The organism is Ligilactobacillus sp. MP3, assembly GCF_024436335.1.
Classification (GTDB): Bacteria; Bacillota; Bacilli; order Lactobacillales; family Lactobacillaceae; genus Ligilactobacillus; species Ligilactobacillus salivarius.
The window spans coordinates 37,387-57,056 of the sequence record NZ_JANFQI010000003.1 but is presented as its reverse complement, the minus strand read 5'-3'; the positions used below and the strand labels follow the sequence as shown (position 1 = coordinate 57,056).

Here is a 19,670-nt window from a genome sequence, read left to right as displayed (position 1 = left end):
AATTTTCCTCCTTCTTGACTAATAATCATTATCCATATTCAACATATCATATTCCCCTCTAAATTTTTCTTTTTTTATTGCTTAAAAGTTAATTTGAACTTTTCGCAGACTTTTTACAACTTGAAATTAAATTAAAATTAAAATATAATTAAACACAATACATAATATTATATTGGGGGATCGATAATGGAAAACAAACAGCTTCTCGTAGCAGAAGATCTGTCTGCTGTAGGGGATCTTTCTCTAACAGTTGCCACCCCTATACTTCAATGTCAGAACATTCCCGTAGCGGTGCTACCTACAAGTGTTTTATCAACTCAATCTGAAGGATTTGGTACTCCCGCTATTTTACCAACAGAGAACTGGATTAAATCTACTTTCAATCACTGGTCAAAAGAACAACTTGATTTTTCTGGAATATTAATTGGTTATTTTAATAATCAAGTTGTTGGACAAGAATTACTTCATTTTATTGAAAGTCATTCACTTGATTTAGTAGTTATCGATCCTGCATTTGCTGATGATGGTGCTTTTTATCCCGGTTTAGATGATAATCATCTTGCTACAATAAAGGAATTGTTGCAACATGCGACTGTTACCACACCTAATCTAACCGAAGCTAAATTCTTAACAGGATTAACCGAACTTGACAACTCCTATGAGAGTTTATCCAAGTTACTGTTAGCAATGAAAAAACTAATTCATCCTAACGGAAATGTGGTAATCACTGATATTGTTTTCGAAGATAAGCACGGCTGTGTTTATGAGCAAGATGGAGAAGTAACGTTTTGTTCATATCCTCAATTGCCTGGTCATTTTTATGGAAGTGGCGATGTTTTTTCATCCTTACTAACAAGCTTTCTATGGCATGGAAAAGATTTCCATCAAGCTGTCAAAAAGACTACTAAATTAACCTTTAATGCTTTAATGGAAACAGCTACATCGCATCGCGAACGTCGCTATGGAATCAATCTATCTCGTTTATTACAGCTATTAATTCTTGAAAACGAAGGTGAAAATTATGAAAACTAATAATTTAGTTAATACACACCAACTTACCTTACTTGCAGTTATTGTGGCTGCTAATGTCGCTATTGCTCGTGTTTTTTTGATACCTATTCCTATGACACATGGAAATGTTAATCTCTGTGATACTGGTATTTTTCTAGCAGCTTGGCTTTTTGGTTCTAAAAAAGGCGGTGTTGTTGGCGGCCTTAGTGGATTTTTGTTAGATTTAATTTCTGGTTATCCTCAATATATGGTATTTTCTTTAATTGTTCATGGATTAGAAGGCTTTATCGTTGGTAAATTAACCGAAGATAAGAAAATTTCTGCTAAATCACTTATTGTTTCTTTAATTGCCGGTGTATTATTTATGGTTTTAGGATATTTAGTTTCTGACTCTCTTCTTTACAAGTTCTCCACTGGTATCATAGCTGTTCCTATGAATGTCATTCAAGGATTAGTTGGTGCTCTTGTAGCAGTCCCTCTATTCTGGAGATTAAGAAAATTAGTAAAGTAGGTTTTGGATATAGGACCAATTTTCTAATTTGTGCAAGTAAACGTTTGATTTGCATAAATTAAAAAATTGGTCCTATATTTATATCGTCGTTTTTACTTTTTGCAAGACATTTTCAATGAAATGTTGAAAAAAATATTATTTTCAAAAGCAAACATGCTATAATACAAATGGGCTTTAACTAGCTTTAAAGTTGATAATATTAGTTCCATTTTCCAATCTAAGAATTTATATCCCTTGTGTTAGATTCTTAGAGCACATTCTCCTTGGAATATGTCATGACTCTGATTTAACTGGGAATTTTCAGAGTTAGTAACTAATGTTCACTCACTCTTAGTTAGCTAAGTCGGGCTCTTAACAACTAGACGCAATAAGGTTGAAAAGTCGCTAAACTTTTCAACCTTATTTTTCACTCTATAAATTTAATTCATAAGCATATCTGATTGGTTCAATTTTTTCATCAACATAAATTATGCCACGTTTTTCAAAACCAAATTTTTCTGATAATCCTTTCATTCGTTCATTTCCCGGATGAGTATCTATTCTAAAATCTTTATATCCTTTTTGAACGCCGATTGTAATTAATCCACTAAATAAGTAATTGCTTAGATGTATTCCTCTGAATTTACTTGAAATTGCGGCGCGATGAATAGCTGCATAATCGTCATCACGTTTCCAACTACCTTCTTCTATGGCATCATAATTTTCTTGTCGTTCAGTAGTTAATACTCCTATGCCTGCTACTTCATCATCTACTATTAGTACGTAAGCTTCTTCATTATTTATATCTTCTTTAAATCGTTTTTCATCTGGATAACTTCCTTGCCATTGAGGAATTTTATCGTTTTTAAACAATTCTCTTGCATCTTCAACAATTGACATAATTTTATCTAAATCATCAATCGTAGCTTTTCTAGTATAGATAACAGCCATATATTTTCCTGCCTCTCATTAGAATTTTGCTTTATATTATACATGTTTTCAGTGGAAATACTCTAGAAATAACTTATTTTAAAAAAATTCTTGCATAACATTATAAATTCTGGTAATATATTTCTTGTTGATACGCTATGGGTGGTTAGCTCAGCTGGCAGAGCAACGGACTCTTAATCCGTGGGTCCAGGGTTCGATCCCCTGACCACCCATCAGAGATCTATTAAGCAGGTAGGACGATTCGTTCTATCTGTTTTTTTGTATATAAAATTGGCATTATATCATTTTATAAGAATCTGATATAATGCCATTATTCATTACTATATTAAAATTTATTATATAAATTAAATAAACTTCCTACTTCTTTACCAATCTTTACGGTTAAAAAATATATCGAAAAACCTATCATTAAGGTTTGATAGTACTGTGCATCTGCTTTAGTTTCTGAAATTAACTTATTAAAAAACATATATAAATACCATATAAAACAATTCAATAAAAAAGTAGATGGAAAAATTGCCAGTATATAAGAGATAACTGACTGTACCTTCTTTTTTCAGCAAGAAAATATTTTAAAATGCACAATACTTAATAACAAATACCTAAAAACATTCCAAATATAAACATTAAATGACTAAAATTTAGATACAACAACTCGTCAAAAAAATCTATAATTGGCAAATATCCCCAAATTGATATAGTTACCAATCCAAATATTAACCCGACTTGTATGATAAGCTTTACTTTCTTAGATAACTTGTTTTTGCTATTATTCATCTTCTAATCCCTTTTCATATGGTTGTTGTTGAGTTACACAATGAATCATTCCACCATTTTTATACAATGGCGTAACATTTATAGGTACTACTTTTCTATCAGGATAAAGTGTCTGAATCTTCTTAATAGCAATATCATCATTTTTATCTCCATAAACAGGTAACAATACTACTTTATTTCCCAAATAAAAATTCAAATATGATCCTTTATAGTCCAATCCTTTTACATTTTTAGAGGTTAATGGTATTTCTTCAATTGTATATTTTTCGCCTTCAGCATTTCTTGCATCTAATAACGTCTCATAGTCGCTTTCTTTCATACTTTTGTCGAATTTCACTTTTTTAAATAGTTATAATTTTATGTACAAATCAATATTATATCTATAAAATATTATATTTCGAACGCTTGACTATCCTTTAATTAATCTATTAAACTTATAGCAGGTTATAGACACTCTAGCATTAAAAGGAAAGGAGTAAGTGATTTCAGTTAATCACTTTTGATAAATATGGAAAAACTATATAAAGCACTAACTGAACAAAAATATAGAGTTAAACTTATTAAAAAGGGTAACCATTGGGTCGCAAGAGGCATAACTACCTTATTTTTTGGTTTAAGTGTGGTAGCACTTTCTAACGTTAAAGTACAAGCTTCAAGCTGGCATGCTAATTCTCCTGCTGAAATCGCCAAAAGAGTTTCAAGTAACGATAGAACTTTTACTTTTGAACGAGGAGATACTTTCTGGGGAATTTCACAAGTATTAAATATTAATTATCAAACTTTAATGGAATGGAATGGATATAAACCTGGTGATGAATATACCATTCCAGTAGGTACCGTTATTTCTATTAGAGGCAATCGTTTAACATTTACCACCCCTAACGGTAATGTTATATTAGATAAAATTATTCAACCTCAAGATAGAATAGCTCAAACACCTCTACCTACTCCTGCAATTATTACAAATAAACAAAAAGCAGATAACAGTTCTGACAACTCTAATAATTCTGGTAGTGATAGTAATCGAGAATTTCCTACCGATAAGGGCAATGTTGATACTGGAAACAGTGATAATAATGCCAATAACTCGGGTAGTGACAATAATCAAGAACTTCCTACAGATAATGGTAATGTAGACACTGGCAACAATGGCAATAACAATTCCAATAACTCGGGTAGTGACAACAGTAATATCCCTACTGACAATGGTAATGTTGACAATGGAAACAGCGATAATAACAATGCCAATAACTCGGGTAGTGATAACAGTAATATCCCTACTGATAATGGTAATGTAGACACTGGCAACAATGGTAATAACAATACTAACAATTCTGGCAGTGATAACAGTAATATCCCTACTGACAACGGCAATGTTGACAATGGAAACAGCGATAATAACAACGCCAATAACTCAGGTAGTAATAATAATCAAGAACCTCCTACAGATAATGGTAATGTTGATGCTGGCAACAATGGTAATAACAACACCAATAACTCAGGTAGTGATAACAGTAATATCCCTACTGACAATGGTAATATTGATGCTGGCAACAATGGTAATAACAATACTAACAATTCTGGCAGTGATAACAATAATATCCCTACAGATAATGGTAATGTTGATACGGGCAACAATGGCAATAACAACACCAATAACTCGAGTAGTGACAACAGTAATATCCCTACTGACAATGGCAATGTTGATACGGGCAACAATGGCAATAACAACACCAACAACTTGGGCAGTGATAACAGCAATATCCCTACTGACAATGGTAATGTAGATACGGGCAACAATGGTAATAACAACACCAACAACTCGGGCAGTGATAACAGTAATATCCCTACTGATAATGGTAATAACAATACTAACAATTCTGGCAGTGATAACAATAATATCCCTACAGATAATGGTAATGTTGATACGGGCAACAATGGCAATAACAACACCAATAACTCGAGTAGTGACAACAGTAATATCCCTACTGACAATGGCAATGTTGATACGGGCAACAATGGCAATAACAACACCAACAACTTGGGCAGTGATAACAGCAATATCCCTACTGACAATGGTAATGTAGATACGGGCAACAATGGTAATAACAACACCAACAACTCGGGCAGTGATAATAGTAATATTCCTACTGACAACGGCAATGTTGATACTGGAAACAGTGGTAATAATACTACTAACAACTCAGGTAGTGATAATAATGGAGGGCCTAGTTCTATAGATGAAGTATCACCATCTAAACCTGAACAACCTAAAATTGATATCTCACCATTACAAAATCTATTAATGGCAAATTCCAACATAGTATCACTTCCTATTTATTATAATGCCTCTGAAAATAACCGTTTAGCTTTTGATGCACTTATGTCAGAAGCAAAATCTTTGCAATATAAATTATCATTGACTAATGAAGAAATGGTTGCAATGATTGATAAATTAACTGCTGCTAAAAATAATCTAAATGGAAAAGCCACAGATTTTTCTAAAGCAAATGAACTTCTCGAAGAATATAATAATAGAGATAGTAACCAACGTTACCATAATGCAACTGCTTCTTCCCAATTTGCTTATGATAATGCAATAAATGAACTGAAAAAATTACAAAATACTACTCAAGTAACTCAGGCTACTGTTGACAAGGCCATTGCCAACGTTATTGAAGCAAAAAATCAATTAGATGGAAAAGTTCTATCAACCGAAGAACAAAATAAATTTAATGCTATTAAATCATTTAAAGAAGATATTGCATATTATCAAGAAGCTATCAAGTATTTACCTGATGCATATAGAGTAGCAGCTGAAGGTTTGTTACAGACACAAGGATTAAATGTCTTACCAAATATCAATGCTTTTAGTACTGAAAGTATAGTGTCTATGCACAATAATTTGAAATTATGGTTAGATTTTTACATTAAATCTGCTGATAAACAGTTACAAGGTAAACGCGATTTAGAAGCAAAAATTCAAGAATTACAAAATTTAGTAGATACTAAGCTTTCCTTATACACTGAACTAAATAGAGCAACAGACTTTATTAATGCAAGTAAAGAAATGTTACAAGATCCTTCTAAAGCATATTTATATGAAGAACAAGCTACTAAATTAACAACTGTTATTAACGAAGCAATAGATGCACAGAATAAAGCAGATAAATTGATCGCTGACAAAGAAAAAGAGCGTGCAGCAGCATTAGAAGAACTATTAAAATTACAGGTCCCTGGAAAAGATAGCTATATTAAATTTACCGATGAAAATTATAAAATTACAGCTTCTTTAGATGATATTGTTGAAAGAACTAAACTTGTAGCCAAGATATTACCTTATTTAGGTGATGTTTATGCTGGTAATCCTATAGATCCTGAATATTTAAAATACAAAACAGTCGATGAATATCTTCAAGTTGGTACTACAGCCTACGATAAGATGGTAACAACTATTAATCGTCTAAAAGAAGATATTCTTAAAGAATTCGCTCTAGGTCGTGGCTCTAAAGACTCTATGGGTAGTAACATTGACAAACGCATTAAGACCGTCGTCACAGATGAAGATGTTATTAACTTGAAACCTTTAATAGACTTAGCTGATGCTTATAGTAAACGAGCTTTAGAAAATATTAATCGCATGCGATTTGCAATAGGTGTGCCTCCAATGAAAATGGCCCCAATCAGCGATAAAAGAAAAGCTATGATGATAGTTCATGCATTAGCTGGATACCAAGCTGGACAAAACCCTGACTTTAAGATTGGAGATTCTCACGTAGGTACTATCGCTGTATTATTAGTTCCTCATGCCATGACAGCTGGATATTCAGAAAATGTTTATCCTTCTGCCAATGCTCCTATCATAAGCAATCATTTTACACCTGAATATATGGCGGATGTATACAACAAATTAGAGCTCATGGAAGGTATAAAATACTTTAGTAATTATTTCAATGATACTGAAGCTAAAAGTGGTCATTATACCAATATTATTCTTCCTCAACATCAATACTTCTACTCAGCTATGATTGTAGGAAATGTGGTTCCTGAAAATAATTCATTTTCATCATATAGAGTTTCTTTAACTGAACTCTTCTATGAATTAGCAGATGACCAATACAAATGGTGGCTAAAACACTTTGATGAATGGCCAAAAGTTAATCCTGAAACAGACTTAGATAGGACAGATTTCAATAATCTTTAAATATTAAAAAGAATTATGTTTTATACGCAAAAATATAATTCTTTTTTTATTTCAAAAAAATCTTGCATAATTTTCTAAACTTTGATATTATATAACTTGTTGATGAGTTATGGGTGGTTAGCTCAGCTGGCAGAGCAACGGACTCTTAATCCGTGGGTCCAGGGTTCGATCCCCTGACCACCCATCAGAGATTATATAAAAAGAAGCTAGAACTTTAAGTTCTAGCTTCTTTTTTTAGTTTCTTTCACGTTGAAATGGGCCCTTAGGCAAAATTAATTCCAAATTTGTACCATCTGGATCTTTAAAATAAACTACTGTATCAGCATCAAAAAATTGTTAGAAATACAATAATTTTAACACTAAAAATTTTCTGTATCAAAAAGGTCTGACAGCGAAATAATTTCACAATCAGACCAGATATAACCCACTTCATATTTTTAGCTGTATCCTTGATGGAAAATAGTTCCACCATTTTTTTATTACTTAACTCTTAATTGTAACTTTTCATTATAGTAATCTTTGTACGTACGATATCCTGCAATAATTGAACCCAAACTTGTAGCTGATAAGAGCATAAATGTTACCATTATTTGATATTTAATAGCATGTACAGGATCCACCCCTGCAAATATTAATCCCGACATCATTCCAGGTAAACTGACTAACCCTACTGTTTTAGCAGAATCAATTGTTGGCTGCATTGCAGTTTTAATACTTGCATGTAGTAAAGGTAATGAAGCCTGCCTCATAGATGCTCCTAAGGCCAACTTTTCTAAAACTTGTTGTCTTTGGTTTTTAAAAAGTGTATTTAAATTTCTGTAACAAAGACCAATCGCAACCATAGAGTTACTTGCAATCATCCCACTGATAGGAACAATTTGAGATGGAATAAATCTAATTGAACCGGAAGCTACTAATACTCCCATAGTTACATATGTACTGACAAAAATAGCTAATAATGAATTAAAATAACTCTTGTGGTCATTAGGATTTCGCTTATGAGCATTGTAAGCAGCATTTAACACAATAAAGAAACTCATTGCTGCTGTTAAGACAGCATTATTTACATTGAAGATATATTTAAGAATATATCCTACGATTACAAGCTGGACTATTGCTCGGGAAATACTATAAAAAATATCCTTTGTTAAACCTAATTTTTCACGGTTACTAATATAAACGGCTACTAATACTAATGCAAAAGCCAATGCTAAAGATAAATTATTAACGCTTAGTTGTGACATCTTTAATCATCCCTTCCTCTACCCAAATTATTTTATTAGCTTGCTTAATTTCTCCTTCATGATGTGTAATTTGTAAGATTGTTACTCCTTGTTTCCAAATCTTATCAATAAATTCATGTACAATTTCAATTGAACGAGCATCCAAACCTACAGTTACTTCATCCAATAACAAAACTTTTGGTAAGAACATCGTATTTCTCAACAAAGCTACTCGTTGACGCTCACCACCAGATAAACTATTAATATCCTTATGTAAATAAGTTTCTGGTAAGTTTACAGATTTTAAAGCTTCAATTGCAGATTTTTCATCAAATTCTTTTTGACGAATCTCATAAGGAAAACTCAAATTATCAAATACTGTCTCTCCAAATAAACTAGGTTGTTGAAAGCAATATGACACTTGTTGTCTATATTCAGTTATCGCATACTCATCTTGATTTTTCCCATCAAAGAAGATTTCTCCAGTTGTCGCAGTTAGTAAAGTAGCTATTATCTTTAATAAAGTACTTTTTCCTCCACCCGAAGGACCGGTGATTGTTATAAATTCATTTTCGTTGACGTCTAGATTTATATTTTTCAATATCTCATTAGTATCAACTTTATATCCTACATTCTGTAAGCTAAGTATTGCCATCGCCCATACCTCTCTTTTTTAATTTAGAAAAATTATAACATACAAGCGATTCCACAACAATTATTATGCTTTGAACAATATATTTTCAAACAAAAAAAGATTCAAAGCCACTTACCGGCCTTGAATCTTTATTTTCAACTCAATACTATTTTATTTTTCAAATACTTGTTTCTTAATTCTCAAAATGTCACGTTGTACCCAGAAGGAGACAAACAATGCTACCATATCAACAATAATGAAAGTTATAATTGTTGTTGCATAACTATGTAACATTTGGTGAGTGTAAGATAGTAAAACTGGACCAACCATACCTGCCATTGCCCATGCAGTCAAGATGTAACCGTGGATAGCACCTAATTCTTTTGTACCAAATACATCACCTAGATATGCAGGGATTACTGAGAAACCAGCACCGTAGCATGACATTAACAAGCATAATGCTACAACAAATACCATTGGTACGTGGAAAATTAGTAATGTTGCTAACATGATAATATCTACAATAAAGATCAAACTAAATGTTAAAGGTCTACCAATATAGTCAGATAATGTTGCCCAGATAAGACGACCAAAACCGTTAAATAATCCGATAACACCTACCATAACAGCTGCTGCACCTGCATTCATAGCAGTCATTTCTTGAGCCATAGGTGAAGCTGCAGATACTAAACCAATTCCACAAGTAATGTTAATGAATAACATAAACCATAAGGAGTAGAATGCTTTAGTTTTTAAAGCTTGGTTAGCTGTAAGTTGAGCACCTAAACTAACTTTATTGCCTTTAGCAACTGCTACTTCTGGAACATCGCCTTCTTTAGGACGCTTAATAAATTGTGCTGCAATAAGCATAACAATCATGTAGAATGCACCTAAAATGTAAAATGTTGTTTCTAATCCTACTACACTCATTAATCTTTGTGCAATTGGACTTGTAAGTAAAGCAGCAAATCCGAATCCCATGATAGCCAAACCAGTTGCCAAGCCTCGCTTATCTGGGAACCATTTGATAATTGTAGAAACAGGAGTTACATAACCAGAACCTAATCCTAATCCTCCGATTACCCCATATGACAAGTAAAGCATCCATAATTGATTCAAATGAATTGAAACACCTGTCAAAATGATACCTGTTCCAAATAAGAGAGCTGAAATAGTTCCTGTCACTGTAGGACCGAATTTTTCAACTAAGCGACCCATGAAAGCTGCAGACATTCCCAAGAAGAAAATAGCCAAACTAAAGGCAAATGAAATAGCTGATTCTGACCAAGAAGTTTGACTTGCAATAGGCTTTGCATAAACACTCCAAGCATAAACTGAACCAATCATTAAATGAAAGATAACACCCGCTAAGGCAACAACATATCGATTACTTCTCACTTTTGTACCTCCTGTTTTAAAAACGAACAATAAAATAAACAACCGCTTTAATAGTTCATATATTACACTTTAAAATATATATGGTATTTCGTGATTAATCAACATAAAATTAGCATTTCTAATATAAAAATAATGATAATGCTTAACATACTAATGTTCGTTTATAATAATTATACGAACGTTAAGTTTTACGAAATATTTTTACAAGCATATATTTACCACTATTAAGCTCACTCGTTCTATAATTAAGATAGTACATAACGAAAGGATCGATTAATTATGAAAATTACTCGTCATGACGAACCCCTATCAACTAACGGAACTCCTGTAGACGTTAATGGAGTTTTCCCAGAATTTACAGTTCAAAATGCCAAAGGTGAAAATGTAAGTAGTTCTGATTTATTAAAGAAAGTGACATTTATCAGTGTTGTTCCTGACATCAACACTAGAGTATGTAGTATTTCTACTAAAAAATTTAACCAAGATGTAGATAAATATTCCAACATTGCTTTCTATACAATTTCTACAAACACAATTGATGAACAAGCAAATTGGTGTGCAGCTGAAGGAGTTAAGAATATGCAACTTCTTTCTGACAAAGCTTTCGATTTTGGTAAGAATACTGGTCTTTATGTTGCTGATAATGATACTGATGCTCGTAGCGTTTGGGTATTAGATAATGACGGTAAGGTTCTATATCGTGAATTAGTTATTGAACAAACAAATGAACCAGACTATGAAAGTGTACTACAATTTTTAGATAGTCTAGCTTAATTTAAACCACAAAAATAGCAGCTCTCGATTATTTTGATCAAGAGCTGCTATTCTTCTTTTAGAATGCTTGAATAATTTTTAAAATTCCAATTGTAATCAAATATATGGAAATAATCCATACAATTGTTAGAGCTGATAACATTGGGTTAAACAATAGCATTATCCCCATAATTAAGGACAAAATGCTTAAAATGACAATTACCCAATAATATCCTTTATCTAATCTCTTAAAGAAATTGGCTGTTGCAAGTTGAGTTATTGCATCAAAAATAAACCAAACCGCAAAAATTACCGCTATAAAGCTTGCACCAACTGCGATCTTAAAAATGAATATAAGGCCTAAAATAATATCTAAAATACCCATAACTAAGAGCCAACCAGATTTTTCTCCTAGCCAAAACGATATTCCACGTCTAAACCATAATTCATAAATTCCTTTTATAATAGCTATTACTCCTATCATAATCGAAATAAAAGCTAATGTTGTATCTGGACGATATAAAGAATACCCTCCTAAGAATATTAGCAAAATACCTATGACCAAACTAAACACATCGAAATTACGTTTATTTTCTGAATACATTATCCTCACCTCTAGTAATTATTCCTTAAGCGCAAATGCTAATGGTGCTTTTGTTCGTGTACGCATCATTATTTTTGCAAATTCATTTGGTAGTTCAGGATTATCCTTTTCTAACCAATAAATTGATAAATTTAACATGCTACCGATTGCATATTCTTCGATATATTCGTGTGGTATCTCGTCACTCATCTTGATACCTAAATACTCCATCCTTTTAAGCAATTCTCGAGTCAAGATTTGCTTAATCTTATGGTAAAACATTGGGTCACCATTTCCTAACACCATCGCTAAGATAAAGTCTCGCTCTCCATAAATGTAGGCCGAAAACTTTTGAAAAAATTGTCTGTTCAAATCTTCATAACTGGTCGCTGAGGAAATTGTTCCATTATCATGGAATAACTGTATAATGTCAGAATATATAGCTTTCTCTAATTGTTCCAACAAATCTTGTTTACCCTTGTAATGAATATAGAAAGTTCCTCGGTTAATTCCAGCTCTTTCAGTAATATCAGATACTGTTAGATTTCCAAAACCTTTTTCGTTAATAGTTTCGATCAATGCCCTTTTTATCTTTGCGCGAGTCTTTCTCACCCTTAAATCATTTTGGTGCATCGAACTCCCCCTTTTCTCAAACACTCAATAAAATAATAAACTATCTATTCTGATAATAGTATGCTTATATCATCAAAGCAATACTTTTAATCATTTATCGGACATTTATTTAATTTTGTATCTTTACAGAATGTAAAAAGCTCAAAAAACTATAGTAATCTTTTGAGCTAAGTTATTATTTTCACCTATATTATTTATTCAATTCACCATCAGCTATCTAAACATCGGTGATTAATCTATAAGATCCCGTAAGTAAGGAACTATACTTTCACCAGCTAAATCAGATAGACTATTAATCCATTTATATTGGTCATGTTCTTCAAGGTCTAGGATAACATCATTTTTTTCAACTACTAGTAAGTGACTAGCGTAAACAAGTCGCGTAAATACTATGTTTCCATCTAAATTATTATCTTCATGAATAATATTTTCCAGTTCAACTTCTAATCCTACTTCTTCACGACATTCTCTAATGGCAGCATCTCTTGGTAATTCACCATCTTCAACACGACCACCAGGAATATCCCAATAAGCTGGATAGACATTTTTCTTGCCTCTTTTAATTTTATTTCGTCTTATCACTAAGTATTTTTCTTGATGTTTGATTAAACTATGCGCAATTAACTTATTCCCCATGGTTTTCCTCCCTTAGATGTTAGTAGTAGTTCTATAAATTATCACATACTTTGACAAAGATTAGCTAGATTTTTACTAAAAATCTAATCATGGGAAATTACGCCATAAACCACGAAAAACTCTATGAAAGCAACATGAGTTTCATAGAGTTTTTCTAAAAATATTTTTTTACACAGTGACAATAAAATCTTTATTTTCACCTATATTATTTATTTAACTCGCCATCAGCTATCTTATCCAACATATCACGTGAAGGAATGAAGAATAATTGACCTGATAAAATATCTGAGAATGTCAACAAGAAGTCTGATTTATCTACCATATTTTGTAACATCATTTTGGTTACTTTCCAATGACGTGCATATCCAATAAAGTAAGTACCAGTATTATTTTGTGCTGGATCAGAATATGGAACATTCATACGTACAATCTTTTGTTCCTCACCATCAATTTCAGCCTTAGATGCTACGTTATGAGCATTCTTAAACTTATCTTCATCTTCAAGTTCTAGGTCAGTAAATTTCTCACGACCAACAGCTTTTTCTTGTTCCTCAGTCTTCATATGATTCCAGAAGTCCATATTATGTTTCCACTTTTGAGCAAATGCATATGAACCATTTTCAAAGAATGGATCTTCATCACCAATGATTGCGTAATCAGCAGCATCTTCTACTTGCGGAGCTTCTGTTCCATCGATAAAGCCGATAATAGCACGGCCTTCAAAATAACGGAAACCTTTAGTTTCATCAACAACTGTTGTAATGTCTTCAAGGAATCTGCGGAATTGACTCATTGCTTCGTACACATATGCTTCGCTATCGGCACGAATATGGAAGAATAAGTCGCCTTTACTTGCAGGCATTGAGTATTTTGGACCACTGATTGTTTTATACGTTTCTAGTTCCTTGGGCTTGGGAGCATTAGGGAATAGATAATCCCAAGCTTCATTACTGATACCGAAAGATGCTTTTAAGTAACCATCGCCATTCCTAATTCTCAAGGAACGGATAATTGCTTGATAACGATCTGCAAATTCTTGGATCACTTCTTGTTCATGAGCTTGATTTTCACGCTTTAATTCAAGAACTGTAAATTGTACACTCTTTCCAATATCTTTCCACACATCTTGCGCTTTGCTAGGATTCATTGCCATAATAATTTCCCCTTCCAAAGTTAGTTTAGAATTATTACAGATTAATTCTAACACTTTTTAATAAGGTTTACTACTATATAAAATTTTATTTTTCTTTTAACTTTGTTATTTGTTGATTTATCCTTTTAATGTCATTCTTTATCGTTAACCATGTAATTACCTAGATAGCAGTATAAACAACTACAAACGAGATAGTAACTACTACTCCAACTAAATCAAAAAGCCACCTATTCCATGATAGATGACCTTTATAATATTATTTATTACGCTTAATAAAATCCGCCACTGCTTTGATCTCCTTTGGTCCTGTTGTACAACAACCACCAATAATTCTAGCTCCTGCCTCATACCAATTAGGAATCAATTCTTCAAAGGTTGCACTAGTTTTAGGTTGGGACCAAGTCTTACTCTTAGGATCATAGACCGCACTTGAATTAGGATATACTATTAAGTGCTTATCTGTGATTTCTTTCATATTTTTTAAAGCCGGTTCTACTAACTCTAGCTTTACACAATTGATTCCTACTGCTATTACTTGCGAATAATCCTCAAGTGCGTGGATAGCTCTAGGCAATGGTGTTCCATCGCTGATTGTATCATCATCGCTCAAAGTATAAGAAACATACACTTTTTGTTGCGGATATTTTTTCTTTAACAATTCTAGAATTGCTAGCACTTCATCTAACTTAGGTTGAGTTTCAATAGCTAAGATATCGACCCCTGCATTTACCAATTCTTCAATCCTTGGTAAATGGAATTGTTGATATTCTTCAGCAGATAATTCATAGTCCCCTCTATACTCACTTCCGTTAGCTAGGTAAGCACCATATGGACCAATTGTTCCAGCAATATAATTGTGCTTTCCTGTTCTATTTTCATAATCATCGCGTGCCTTTTGTGCGATTTTTACTGCTTTTTTAATTAAATTTCTGGCTTCTTTTTCACTGTATCCAACTTTTTCAAATGCTTGAACATTAGCTTGATAAGTATCCGTAATTATTAAGTCCGCTCCAGCTTCGAAATACATTTTATGAACTTCATATACCAATTCTTCATTATCAATTAATGCTTTAGCTGTCCATAAATCATTATTTGTATCTGCGCCTAATTTTTCAAGTGGAGTTGACATTGCCCCATCTAAAACAACTGGATTGTTAGTTAAAAACTCTGTAAAGTCCACGTTTACTCACCTACTTTTTCATGTTAATATACTAATTATAATCTAATCTAAAATTAATTTAAAGTTATAATAATAATTATAATTACTGTAATTTCAAGAAATGAGGATTAAATATGTCTAAGAAAACACATCTTAATCGTAAAATGGAAACTCGTCATACTCGCATGATTTCTTTAGGTGGAGTTATCGGAACCGGTTTGTTTTTAAGTTCTGGCTATACCATTCATCAAGCAGGCCCTATTGGTACCATTATCGCCTATTTAATTGGAGCTTTAATTGTTTACTCCGTAATGTTATGCCTTGGGGAACTATCAGTGGCAATGCCTTATACTGGTGCTTTCCATGTTTATGCCAAAAAGTATATCGGCGAAGGTACTGGCTTTACTGTCGCAATCTTATATTGGTTAACCTGGACGATTGCTCTAGGTTCAGAATTTACAGCTGCTGGACTTATCATGCAAGAGTGGTTTCCTCATACCCCAGTTTGGATTTGGAGTACTATTTTTATTATATTAATATTCTTTTCTAATGCTTATTCGGTTAAAATCTTCGCCGAAAGTGAATTTTGGTTTTCCGCCATTAAGGTTTTTGCAATTGTAGCCTTTATCTTACTTGGTATCCTAGCAATGGTTGGAATTATTCCCTTAAATAATTTCACTCATGCTCCCGGCATTAGTAACCTATATAAAAATGGTATTTTTCCTAATGGATTTAGTGGTGTTTTCACTACTATGTTAACTGTTAATTTTGCCTTTTCCGGTACTGAATTAATTGCCATTACAGCTGGTGAGGCAAAAGAACCTGATAAAACTATCCCTAAAGCTATTCACACAACTCTTTGGAGGTTGGTTATCTTTTTCATTGGAAGCATTGTTGTTATGGCCGCTCTTATTCCTTACCAAAAAGCTGGAGTTACGCAAAGCCCATTTGTTTATGTTTTAAAAATGATGGGTATTCCTTATGCAGCTGATATTATGAATTTTGTCGTTCTAACTGCTATTATTTCTGCGGCCAATTCCGGATTATATGCATCAATTCGCATGCTCTGGTCATTAGGAAATGAAGGAACAATTCCTAAAAATATCTCAAAAACTAATAAAAATGGTATTCCTGTCATTGCACTATGTTTGAGTATGCTTGGTGGATTACTAGCACTGCTTTCAAGTATTTTTGCAGCAGATACTATCTACCTAGTCTTGGTTTCTGTTTCTGGATTAGCAGTTGTAATTGTTTGGGCAGCTATTGCTTTAGCAGAACTTAATTTCCGAAAACACTTTTTAAAATCCGGACATTCTTTATCTGAGTTAAAATATAAGACACCTTGGTATCCTGTTATTCCACTGTTTGCTTTAATTACTAGTATTTTATCTTGTATATTAATTTGGTTCGATCCTAATCAACGTGTCGCTTTATACTGCACAATTCCTTTTGTTTTAACCTGTTATTTAGTACACTATGTGTATAGAAAGTGTGCAAATTAACGTTAGCATTATTAGATTAGGAGGAGATTAACTGTTATTTAAAAAGTATTAAAATATAATCAAATATGATATAATATCTATAAGAAAGGTAAAATGTGAGGTAGATATTATGTCAATATTAAAACCAAAAGAAATGGCTGAAAGATTAGGTGTTACCGTTTTGACTTTACAACGTTGGGATAATAATGGAATTTTAAAAGCCCACCGTACTCCCACTAATCGAAGATATTATACAGAAGAACAATACTTGGAATATATCGGTCAATCCACAAGTAATAATCGCAAGAATGTTGCTTATGCTAGAGTATCAACATATGGACAAAAAGATGATTTAAAAAAGCAAATTGATTTTATTAGACAATATGTTAATGCTAAAGGCATTATTCTTGATGAAACAATTACCGATATTGGAAGTGGACTTAATTATAACCGTAAAAAATGGAATAAATTATTAGAAGATGTTATGCAAGATAAGATTGATACAATCTTCATTACATATAAAGATAGATTTATCCGTTTTGGTTATGATTGGTTTGAAAGATTATGCAAGATGCACAATACAGAAATTGTAGTGTTAAATAATATTGAAACCAGTCCTACTCAAGAAATGATTGATGATATGATAAGCATTGTACATGTATTTTCTTGTCGTTTATATGGCTTACGTAAATATAAAAGTAAATTAAAAAATGACAAGTCTTTGAAAGACGGTGAAAGCGATGATAAAAACTCAAAAAGTAAGACTTTATCCAAACCAAACTATGAAAAAGATTCTTGATGATTTATGTGATTATCGCAGATTTTGTTGGAATCAAGGCTTAGCTTTATGGAATGATATGTATGATAGTTCTTTAATTTTAGAGGACAAAAAGTTAAAACCTAGCGAACGTAAGGTTCGTGATGAGTTAGTGGCTAATAAAGAGGATTGGCAGTATCAATTATCAGCTCGTTGTTTACAATTAGCGATTTCTGATTTAGGCAAAGCTTGGAGTAACTTTTTTAATAAAGCATTACCAGACTGGGGTAAGCCCAAATTTAAGTCTAAGAAAGCTCCTAGACAAGGTTTTAAAACCGATAGAGCTAAGATTATTAATGGCAAGCTAAGGCTTGACAAACCACTTGGAATTAAAACTTGGTATGATATTAGCTTTAAAGGGGCTAAGGCTTTAGATGGTGATTTAAAAGTTGTTTCTGTTTACCGTGAAAATGGCAAGTATTGGGCTAGTTTACCTTTTGAAGTTGAAATAACTAAAAAAGATAAAACCAGCAATAAAACAGCAGTTGATACTAATGTCGGACATTTTAACTATACCGAAGGTAAAGTTAATACTCTACCTAATCATTTAAAAAAGCTTTATAAGCGTATTAAACACTACCAACGTCAGTTAGCTAGAAAACGTGTGGTTAACGAGAATAAAGCTACTAAAACAAATAATTATGTTAAAACGAGAGCCAAGTTACAACGTGATTATCGTAAAGTAGCTAATATTCAACATGATATTATCTATAAATTTACAACTAAATTAGTTAGTGATTATGACAAAATCGTAATCGAAGATTTAGATGTAAAGAAAATGCAGATGACACACGTAGCTTCTAAAGGTTTGCAGAGGTCATTGTTTGGATACTTTAGACAAGTGTTAACCTATAAGGCTAGTTGGTATGATAAGGAAGTAGTCTTAGCTGATAAATACTATCCTAGCACACAAAGATGTTCTGAATGTGGTTACATTAAGACTGGCGAAGACAAAGTCGGTCTTGATGGCAACCGCAAGCATAAAACAAAACATAACGAATATATTTGTTATGAATGTGGTGCGATTATGGATAGAGATGAAAATGCAGTAATGAATTTATTGAATTTAGTAGCGTAAAAAAATATAAAGGGGTGGGCTACACCCTTAGGCTATCAGAACTAGTCAATGTCATTACCCTTTTGTTAGGATATGGGAATACTGGTGTTGACGGTAGTAAATAAAATTTAGGAAAGGAAAATCTATATTTCTTTCTCAAACATAATCGCTTAGCATATATGATTATGTTTGTTCACATTTTATATAGCAGGTACACTATTTTGAAATTCTCAAAGTTAATTCAAAAATACGCAGATAAGTTTGCCCAACTTTTCAGTGTACTTAGCTTCGTGGTTATAATTTTGTTGGGAATAGTTTTACTAATTCAAATTGCAAAAGAAATTATTCATCTTTTCCAAATTGCACTTGAACCTACAACTAGTGACATTTACCTTATGATAGATAAGATTATAGTTTTCTTTTTACTGTTTGAATTTTTCATGATTGTAATTAGTTCTCTTAAAAATAATGGTCATGTATCTATTACTTTATTGATGGGACTTGGACTAACAGCTTTATTACGAAACTTACTGATTATCCATGATGACTATAAGAACTTAATCTTAAATATCGTCGGTATTTTATTATTGATCGTCGGTATGGCGATTTATCGTTACTTTGTACACGCTCATATTAAAGAAGAAGATCAACAACAGAAATAATTTATCATAATAAACAAAAATCGCACCATTTCAAAGTTTAATAACTAG

At 32.5% G+C, this 19,670-nt stretch carries 18 protein-coding genes, 2 tRNA genes and 1 pseudogene; 10 read left to right on the top strand and 11 right to left on the bottom strand.

All coding sequences use genetic code 11. The features are described 5' to 3' along the window. Positions 1–186 precede the first annotated feature (186 nt). On the top strand, positions 187–1,032 hold the full coding sequence (locus NOU10_RS03205) for a PfkB family carbohydrate kinase (protein ID WP_003705570.1): 846 nt from the start codon (positions 187–189) through the stop codon (positions 1,030–1,032). After that, positions 1,022–1,522 carry an ECF transporter S component gene (locus tag NOU10_RS03200; protein WP_003700992.1) on the top strand — a complete coding sequence of 167 codons (501 nt, stop codon included), beginning with the start codon at positions 1,022–1,024 and terminating at the stop codon, positions 1,520–1,522. Before NOU10_RS03205 ends, NOU10_RS03200 begins: the two co-directional genes overlap by 11 nt. Before the next feature lie 411 nt (positions 1,523–1,933). Here the strand turns inward: NOU10_RS03200 and NOU10_RS03195 are convergent, their stop codons facing one another. Next, positions 1,934–2,452: a GNAT family N-acetyltransferase gene (locus tag NOU10_RS03195; protein ID WP_255905974.1), complete on the bottom strand. Its 519-nt coding sequence runs from the start codon at positions 2,450–2,452 to the stop codon at positions 1,934–1,936. A 139-nt stretch (positions 2,453–2,591) separates the two neighbouring features. On the opposite strand from NOU10_RS03195, the gene NOU10_RS03190 reads away from it, so the two are divergent. Beyond that, positions 2,592–2,664: transfer RNA gene (locus tag NOU10_RS03190), tRNA-Lys, on the top strand. A gap of 557 nt (positions 2,665–3,221) precedes the next feature. On the opposite strand, the gene NOU10_RS03185 is transcribed toward NOU10_RS03190, so the two are convergent. After that, positions 3,222–3,548: an agmatine deiminase family protein gene (locus NOU10_RS03185; RefSeq protein ID WP_003705572.1), complete on the bottom strand. Its 327-nt coding sequence runs from the start codon at positions 3,546–3,548 to the stop codon at positions 3,222–3,224. A gap of 189 nt (positions 3,549–3,737) precedes the next feature. Here NOU10_RS03185 and NOU10_RS03180 point away from each other — a divergent pair, with 189 nt between their 5' ends. Continuing rightward, the gene (locus NOU10_RS03180; protein WP_255905973.1) at positions 3,738–7,433 is read left to right on the top strand and encodes a LysM peptidoglycan-binding domain-containing protein; all 3,696 of its coding nucleotides are present in this window, start codon (positions 3,738–3,740) and stop codon (positions 7,431–7,433) included. A gap of 111 nt (positions 7,434–7,544) precedes the next feature. Continuing rightward, a tRNA-Lys gene (locus tag NOU10_RS03175) sits at positions 7,545–7,617 on the top strand. A gap of 50 nt (positions 7,618–7,667) precedes the next feature. Here the strand turns inward: NOU10_RS03175 and NOU10_RS09460 are convergent. The 4 genes and pseudogenes from NOU10_RS09460 to NOU10_RS03160 all read right to left on the bottom strand — a co-directional run. After that, positions 7,668–7,748 (bottom strand): annotated as a pseudogene (locus tag NOU10_RS09460) (VOC family protein); the annotation flags it as partial. Positions 7,749–7,912: 164 nt separating this feature from the next. Next, a complete protein-coding gene (fetB, locus tag NOU10_RS03170; RefSeq protein ID WP_255905972.1) occupies positions 7,913–8,677 on the bottom strand; it encodes an iron export ABC transporter permease subunit FetB in 765 nt (254 codons plus the stop codon). After that, the gene (locus tag NOU10_RS03165) at positions 8,658–9,311 is read right to left on the bottom strand and encodes an ATP-binding cassette domain-containing protein (RefSeq protein WP_003702684.1); all 654 of its coding nucleotides are present in this window, start codon (positions 9,309–9,311) and stop codon (positions 8,658–8,660) included. The genes fetB and NOU10_RS03165 overlap by 20 nt, the downstream gene beginning before the upstream one ends. Positions 9,312–9,461: 150 nt before the next feature. Continuing rightward, positions 9,462–10,688 carry an OFA family MFS transporter gene (locus tag NOU10_RS03160; RefSeq protein WP_255905971.1) on the bottom strand — a complete coding sequence of 409 codons (1,227 nt, stop codon included), beginning with the start codon at positions 10,686–10,688 and terminating at the stop codon, positions 9,462–9,464. A 279-nt stretch (positions 10,689–10,967) separates the two neighbouring features. Between NOU10_RS03160 and NOU10_RS03155 the strand changes: the two genes are divergently transcribed. Next, positions 10,968–11,462 (top strand): peroxiredoxin, encoded by a 495-nt coding sequence (locus NOU10_RS03155; protein WP_255905970.1) that lies wholly within the window; start codon positions 10,968–10,970, stop codon positions 11,460–11,462. A gap of 58 nt (positions 11,463–11,520) precedes the next feature. Here the strand turns inward: NOU10_RS03155 and NOU10_RS03150 are convergent, their stop codons facing one another. The 5 genes from NOU10_RS03150 to mmuM all read right to left on the bottom strand — a co-directional run bounded on the left by NOU10_RS03150 (position 11,521) and on the right by mmuM (position 15,626). Next, positions 11,521–12,045, bottom strand: coding sequence for an HdeD family acid-resistance protein (locus NOU10_RS03150; protein ID WP_160999776.1), 525 nt, complete (start codon positions 12,043–12,045; stop codon positions 11,521–11,523). Positions 12,046–12,063: 18 nt separating this feature from the next. Beyond that, positions 12,064–12,657: a TetR/AcrR family transcriptional regulator gene (locus NOU10_RS03145; RefSeq protein WP_255905969.1), complete on the bottom strand. Its 594-nt coding sequence runs from the start codon at positions 12,655–12,657 to the stop codon at positions 12,064–12,066. A 231-nt stretch (positions 12,658–12,888) separates the two neighbouring features. Further along, entirely contained in the window at positions 12,889–13,293 is a 405-nt protein-coding gene (locus tag NOU10_RS03140) for an NUDIX hydrolase (protein WP_255905968.1), read from the bottom strand. Positions 13,294–13,498: 205 nt separating this feature from the next. Then, positions 13,499–14,446 (bottom strand): Dyp-type peroxidase, encoded by a 948-nt coding sequence (locus NOU10_RS03135; protein ID WP_003705582.1) that lies wholly within the window; start codon positions 14,444–14,446, stop codon positions 13,499–13,501. A gap of 256 nt (positions 14,447–14,702) precedes the next feature. Then, a complete protein-coding gene (gene mmuM, locus NOU10_RS03130; RefSeq protein WP_255905967.1) occupies positions 14,703–15,626 on the bottom strand; it encodes a homocysteine S-methyltransferase in 924 nt (307 codons plus the stop codon). A 113-nt stretch (positions 15,627–15,739) separates the two neighbouring features. On the opposite strand from mmuM, the gene NOU10_RS03125 reads away from it, so the two are divergent. The 4 genes from NOU10_RS03125 (at position 15,740) to psiE (ending at position 19,622) form a co-directional block, all read left to right on the top strand. Next, positions 15,740–17,107: an amino acid permease gene (locus NOU10_RS03125; RefSeq protein WP_255905966.1), complete on the top strand. Its 1,368-nt coding sequence runs from the start codon at positions 15,740–15,742 to the stop codon at positions 17,105–17,107. A 109-nt stretch (positions 17,108–17,216) separates the two neighbouring features. Then, entirely contained in the window at positions 17,217–17,885 is a 669-nt protein-coding gene (locus NOU10_RS03120; protein WP_255905965.1) for an IS607 family transposase, read from the top strand. Beyond that, a complete protein-coding gene (locus NOU10_RS03115; RefSeq protein WP_255905964.1) occupies positions 17,827–18,981 on the top strand; it encodes a transposase in 1,155 nt (384 codons plus the stop codon). Before NOU10_RS03120 ends, NOU10_RS03115 begins: the two co-directional genes overlap by 59 nt. A 200-nt stretch (positions 18,982–19,181) precedes the next feature. Beyond that, positions 19,182–19,622 (top strand): phosphate-starvation-inducible protein PsiE, encoded by a 441-nt coding sequence (gene psiE / locus NOU10_RS03110; RefSeq protein ID WP_041822967.1) that lies wholly within the window; start codon positions 19,182–19,184, stop codon positions 19,620–19,622. Positions 19,623–19,670: the final 48 nt, after the last annotated feature.

Excerpts from the sequence above, each read along its gene's own strand:
- NOU10_RS03155 (WP_255905970.1), top strand. The coding sequence starts at position 10,968 with ATGAAAATTACTCGTCATGACGAACCCCTATCAACTAACGGAACTCCT.
- NOU10_RS03180 (WP_255905973.1), top strand. The coding sequence starts at position 3,738 with ATGGAAAAACTATATAAAGCACTAACTGAACAAAAATATAGAGTTAAA.
- NOU10_RS03200 (WP_003700992.1), top strand. The coding sequence starts at position 1,022 with ATGAAAACTAATAATTTAGTTAATACACACCAACTTACCTTACTTGCA.
- fetB (WP_255905972.1), bottom strand. The coding sequence starts at position 8,677 with ATGTCACAACTAAGCGTTAATAATTTATCTTTAGCATTGGCTTTTGCA.
- NOU10_RS03135 (WP_003705582.1), bottom strand. The coding sequence starts at position 14,446 with ATGGCAATGAATCCTAGCAAAGCGCAAGATGTGTGGAAAGATATTGGA.
- NOU10_RS03140 (WP_255905968.1), bottom strand. The coding sequence starts at position 13,293 with ATGGGGAATAAGTTAATTGCGCATAGTTTAATCAAACATCAAGAAAAA.
- NOU10_RS03195 (WP_255905974.1), bottom strand. The coding sequence starts at position 2,452 with ATGGCTGTTATCTATACTAGAAAAGCTACGATTGATGATTTAGATAAA.
- NOU10_RS03165 (WP_003702684.1), bottom strand. The coding sequence starts at position 9,311 with ATGGCAATACTTAGCTTACAGAATGTAGGATATAAAGTTGATACTAAT.
- NOU10_RS03185 (WP_003705572.1), bottom strand. The coding sequence starts at position 3,548 with ATGAAAGAAAGCGACTATGAGACGTTATTAGATGCAAGAAATGCTGAA.
- NOU10_RS03125 (WP_255905966.1), top strand. The coding sequence starts at position 15,740 with ATGTCTAAGAAAACACATCTTAATCGTAAAATGGAAACTCGTCATACT.
- NOU10_RS03205 (WP_003705570.1), top strand. The coding sequence starts at position 187 with ATGGAAAACAAACAGCTTCTCGTAGCAGAAGATCTGTCTGCTGTAGGG.
- NOU10_RS03120 (WP_255905965.1), top strand. The coding sequence starts at position 17,217 with ATGTCAATATTAAAACCAAAAGAAATGGCTGAAAGATTAGGTGTTACC.
- NOU10_RS03115 (WP_255905964.1), top strand. The coding sequence starts at position 17,827 with ATGATAAAAACTCAAAAAGTAAGACTTTATCCAAACCAAACTATGAAA.
- NOU10_RS03145 (WP_255905969.1), bottom strand. The coding sequence starts at position 12,657 with ATGCACCAAAATGATTTAAGGGTGAGAAAGACTCGCGCAAAGATAAAA.
- NOU10_RS03150 (WP_160999776.1), bottom strand. The coding sequence starts at position 12,045 with ATGTATTCAGAAAATAAACGTAATTTCGATGTGTTTAGTTTGGTCATA.